The sequence below is a fragment of the Halorubrum ezzemoulense DSM 17463 genome, assembly GCF_002114285.1.
Taxonomy (GTDB): domain Archaea; phylum Halobacteriota; class Halobacteria; order Halobacteriales; family Haloferacaceae; genus Halorubrum; species Halorubrum ezzemoulense.
Genome location: NZ_NEDJ01000126.1, coordinates 1 through 4,309 on the forward strand (window position 1 = coordinate 1; position 4,309 = coordinate 4,309).

The window sequence follows — 4,309 nt, forward strand, 5'->3', positions numbered from 1 at the left end:
GTCTCGACGTTCTGAGCCGGGCGCCGCCGGTCGCGGTCAGCGGGCGGTGGAGGGGAGAGATCGCGACCGGCGGCGCCCGGCTCAGAACGTCGAGACGTCGCCCTCGATGACACTGCGGGTCACGTCCGTCACGTCGGCCAGCTCGCGGTCGACGATGTCGACGACGTCGGCCTCGATGTCGCTCAGCGTGACGCCGTCCTCGGTGACGATCTGCGCGTCCGCGACGTGCGGCTCGTCGATCGGCCGGCCGATCTGCGAGAGGAGCCTGACCTGGAGGTCGCGGATCCCGTCGACCTCCTCGGTGACGGACTCGGCGACGCGGGTGGAGAGCAGGTTGTAGATCTTCCCGATGTGGTTGACGGGGTTCTTCCCGGAGGTCGCCTCCATCGACATCGGGCGGTTCGGGGTGATGAGGCCGTTGGCGCGGTTGCCGCGCCCGACGGAGCCGTCGTCGCCCTGCTCGGCGGAAGTGCCGGTGACAGTCAGGTAGACGGAGCCCTCGTCGTAGTCGTCGGCCGTGTTCACGTCGACGTTGACCTCGCGGTCGGTGTACTCGCGGGCGAGGTCGTCGACGTACTCGCGGACGGACGCGACCGCGTCGTCGTACTCGTCGAGCCCGTCGACGTAGGCGTCGACCATCGCGGCGGCGACGGTGATGTCGATCCGGTCGCCCTCGCGTTTACCCATGATCTTCACGTCGGGGCCGAGCTCGGGGTGGTCGTCGTGGTAGGTCGTGTTGAGCGCGCGCTCGGCCTCGCGGACGATCGTCTCCGTCTCGGTGAGCGGCGCGTGGCCGACGCCGAAGGAGGTGTCGTTGGCCATCGGAACCTCCTGCGTCTCCTCGCCGAACACGTCCTGGAGGTCACCGGAGCCCTCGCCGAGCTTCACGTCGACGACCACGTCGGTGCCGTACTCGAGCTCAGGGATCGCCTCGGCGAGGTAGTCGCGGGCGGCCGCGAGCGCGGTCGAGTCAACCGGGAGCTGCTCGCCGTCGTACTCCTTCGTGGCGCGGCCGACGATGAGGATGTAGACGGGCTCGACGACCTCGCCGCCGCCGAACGCGGGGGCCGCGCGGCCGGCGACCAGCTGCGTCTCGTCGGTGTTGTAGTGGAGCACCTTGCCGACGCGGTCCAAGTAGAGCTGCGAGAGCGCCCGCGAGACCGACTCCGCGACGCCGTCGCAGATCGAGTCTGGGTGACCGATCCCCTTTCGCTCGACGATTTCGACCTCCTGGTCCTCGACCGCCTGCCGGTCGAGGCGGCTGACCTGTATGTTCCGGTCCATTACGCACCGATACTGCGCCGTCGGCACTATAACTTGCGGAAACTCTCCACCGGTAGTGAATAACCTGTAGTTATTCATAGGCGGCTTCGGCGGCCCCGGCCCGGCCCGCGTCGCGCCGGGTGACACAAGCGGGCGCTTGAGTTTCGGCAAGGACTTTGCCGCGGCGAGTGCGACTGCCCCGTATGGACGAACTCGCGCCCTCCCGCCGTCGACTGCTCGCCGGTGCGCTCGCGGGCGGCATCGGCGCCGCCGCCGGCTGTCTCGGGACCGATAGCGACGACGAGTCAGACGACGGGCCGGAACTGCGGCTCTCGCTCTCGCGGGTCGAGGGCTCGCTGCGCGACCGGTACGTTCGCGACCCCGACGCCCCGCCCGAGCGGTGGGACGGGGCGGCGCTCGACGCCGCGCTGGCGGGGGAGCCGTACACGATCCGACACCGGAAGCCGTTCTTCGCGGAGCCGGACGACCCCGCGTACGCCCGCTTCGAGGGGACCTACTACCGGCTCGGGTCGGTGATCGTCGACGAGGTCGCCGAGACCTACCCGGTTCTCCGGCTCTTCGAGGCCGAGAGCGACGGAGCGTCAGCCGGCGACGGCGAGTCGCCGGTCGACGGCGGCGAAGACGGGGATCTCCCGGAGGCCGACCAGCGGGCCGTCCACATCGCGCACTTTGCCGCGCGGGCCCGCGGTGGCGTGGGCGGCTATCCCGTCGGACTGGTCGAGCGCGGCGGCTACGCGTATCGGGCCGAAGCTTCGCGCGCGGAGAGCGCGCTGCTCGACGACGACGGTCCCGACTACGTGACCTACCGAGACACCACCTACCGGGTCGAAATCGAACGGGAGCGGTTTCACGAGGCCGTCCACCGGCCGACCGCCGAGGCGGTCGCCGAGAGCCCCGAGCGAATGGAGTCGATCCTCCGGGCGGCGCTCGTCGGTCCGAGGGTCGAGCGGGACGAACTCTCCGCGGAGGCCGGACGGATCGTCGACCGGGCCGAGGCAGAGGAGTACGGCGAGACGCACCCGTACTCCGACGCGTACGCCGAACTGCTCCGCGCGATCGACGCGCGCCACTACCTCGACGGGAACGTTCGCAAGGACGCCGGCGTCCGCGAGACCGAAGAAGCGATGATCCGGTACGGCGACGAGTACTACGAGCGGTACCTCCGGATCGTGAACGACGGGAGAAACTGATCGGCCGAGGCGCTTCGCCGTCGCCTCAGCGGGCCGCCTCGTACGCTTCCGCCATCACGTCGAGCGCCTCGCGCAGGTCGCTCTCGTCGGTCGCGTACGAGACCCGCGCGTGACCGGCGCCGTTCTCCCCGAACGCCTCGCCGGGGACGACGACCACGCCGCGGTCGAGACACTCGTCGACGAATCCCTCGGGCACCCGCGGCATCGCGTAGAAGGCCCCCTTCGGGGTGGGACAGTCGAGGCCGATCTCCGCGAACCCCTCCAAGACGATGTCGCGGCGGCGCTCGAAGGACGCCGTCATCTCGTCGACCACGCCGCGGTCGCCCCGCAGCGCGGCCTCGGCGGCGTACTGCGCCGGCGCCGAGGCGCACGCCTGCGCGTACTGGTGGACGCGCAGCATGCGCTCGACGCGCCCCTCGGCGCCGTACACCCAGCCGAGCCGCCAGCCGGTCATCGAGAACAGCTTCGAGGCCGAGTTGACGACGACGACGTTGTCCGTCTCGGCGAACTCGATCGGCGAGTGATGTTCGCCGTCGAAGACGGTGTACTCGTACACCTCGTCGGAGAGACAGAGCACGTCGTGCTCGTCGGCGATGCGCGCGAACTCCCGGACGTCTTCCTCGGAGGAGACCGCCCCGGTCGGATTCCCTGGAGAGTTGACGACGAACGCCGCGGTGTCCTCGGTGATCGCCGCCTCGACCGCGGCCGGGTCGATCGTGAGGTCGTCGCGGAGCGGCACGGGGACGGGTTCGCCGCCGGCCAGCTTCGTCAGCGCGTCGTAGGAGACGAACCCGGGGTCCGGGATCAGCACCTCGTCGCCGGCGTCGACGTGCGCCTCCAAGGCGACGTGGAGCGCCTCGCTGCCGCCCGCGGTCGCGATGACGTTGTCGGGGTCGAGGTCGATCCCCTGATCGGCGCGGTGCTTCTCGGCGATCGCCTCCCGCAGCGCGGGGGTCCCCTTGTTCTCGGTGTACGCGTCCGCCTTTCCGGACTCGATCGCGTCGACGGCGGCTTGGCGGGCGTGGGGCGGCGTCGGGAAGTCGGGCTGTCCGAGCCCGAGGTTGATCGCGTCGTCGCCGGCCGCCTCGAACACCTCGCGGATCCCGCTTATCGAGATCCGTTCGACCCTGTCGGAGAACGTCGTCATACCGTTCTGAGGGCGCCGCCGCGAGTTAGTTCTTGTCACGTCGGATCGACAGGCCGCCTCCGACGGCGAGTCGCGGGCCCGCACTCACCGACGCTTCCGCTCCCAGACCGGCCGGCGTTCGCCGCGGCCGGCGTCGTGTCGGGTCCGCCCGTCCGCGTCGGTCGGCAGATCGAACCGCCCTTCGAGGACGCTCGGCACTTCCTCGGCGCGGGCGCGCAACAGCGCGTCGTCGACCGCGCGGAGGCGGAGCATCGGCCGCCCCGGTCCCGCCGGCACCTTGATCGACTCGATCAGCTCCCGCTCAACGAGGGCCTGCCGGTCGCCGGTGAACTCCTGTGCCGGGGCGATCCCGATGCCGTCGGCGCCGGCCCACGCCCGGAGGTCGCGGAAGAGGTGGTCGTGTCGGGCCGCGAGCGCGACGAGGAGCGACCGGTCCGACGGCTCCGTCGCGCGGCCGAACTCGCCCGGCGGAAGCGACTCCAGCACGGTCGCGAGGTCGTCGGCGAAGCGGTCGTCGAGGATCTCCCGCGCCACCGCGAGCAGTCGCCGCCGAGAAGGCATCTCGACCGGCTCGACCGTCGCGGCGTCGAACCGCGCCGCAGCGGTCGCGCGCGCGGCGCCGACCGCCTCCGGACGGGCACCGGCCGCCGTCGTCGCGAGCGAGCGGTCCCCGCGGGGACCGCTCGCT

3 protein-coding genes and 1 pseudogene are annotated in these 4,309 nt (G+C 71.2%); 1 reads left to right on the plus strand and 3 read right to left on the minus strand.

The features are described 5' to 3' along the window. Nucleotides 1–81: 81 nt before the first annotated feature. Nucleotides 82–1,284: a methionine adenosyltransferase gene (locus tag B9H04_RS17440; RefSeq protein WP_049929399.1), complete on the minus strand. Its 1,203-nt coding sequence runs from the start codon at nt 1,282–1,284 to the stop codon at nt 82–84. Nucleotides 1,285–1,466: 182 nt separating this feature from the next. Here B9H04_RS17440 and B9H04_RS17445 point away from each other — a divergent pair, with 182 nt between their 5' ends. Continuing rightward, the gene (locus B9H04_RS17445) at nt 1,467–2,474 is read left to right on the plus strand and encodes a hypothetical protein (RefSeq protein WP_049929397.1); all 1,008 of its coding nucleotides are present in this window, start codon (nt 1,467–1,469) and stop codon (nt 2,472–2,474) included. Between the two features lie 25 nt (nt 2,475–2,499). On the opposite strand, the gene B9H04_RS17450 is transcribed toward B9H04_RS17445, so the two are convergent. Beyond that, on the minus strand, nt 2,500–3,621 hold the full coding sequence (locus tag B9H04_RS17450; protein ID WP_049929396.1) for a pyridoxal phosphate-dependent aminotransferase: 1,122 nt from the start codon (nt 3,619–3,621) through the stop codon (nt 2,500–2,502). Nucleotides 3,622–3,705: 84 nt separating this feature from the next. Beyond that, nucleotides 3,706–4,309: pseudogene (locus tag B9H04_RS17455) on the minus strand (transcriptional regulator TbsP domain-containing protein); the annotation flags it as partial.

Bases quoted from the DNA above. Each gene is read 5' to 3' on its own strand.
- B9H04_RS17450 (WP_049929396.1), bottom strand. From the start codon at position 3,621: ATGACGACGTTCTCCGACAGGGTCGAACGGATCTCGATAAGCGGGATC.
- B9H04_RS17440 (WP_049929399.1), bottom strand. From the start codon at position 1,284: ATGGACCGGAACATACAGGTCAGCCGCCTCGACCGGCAGGCGGTCGAG.
- B9H04_RS17445 (WP_049929397.1), top strand. From the start codon at position 1,467: ATGGACGAACTCGCGCCCTCCCGCCGTCGACTGCTCGCCGGTGCGCTC.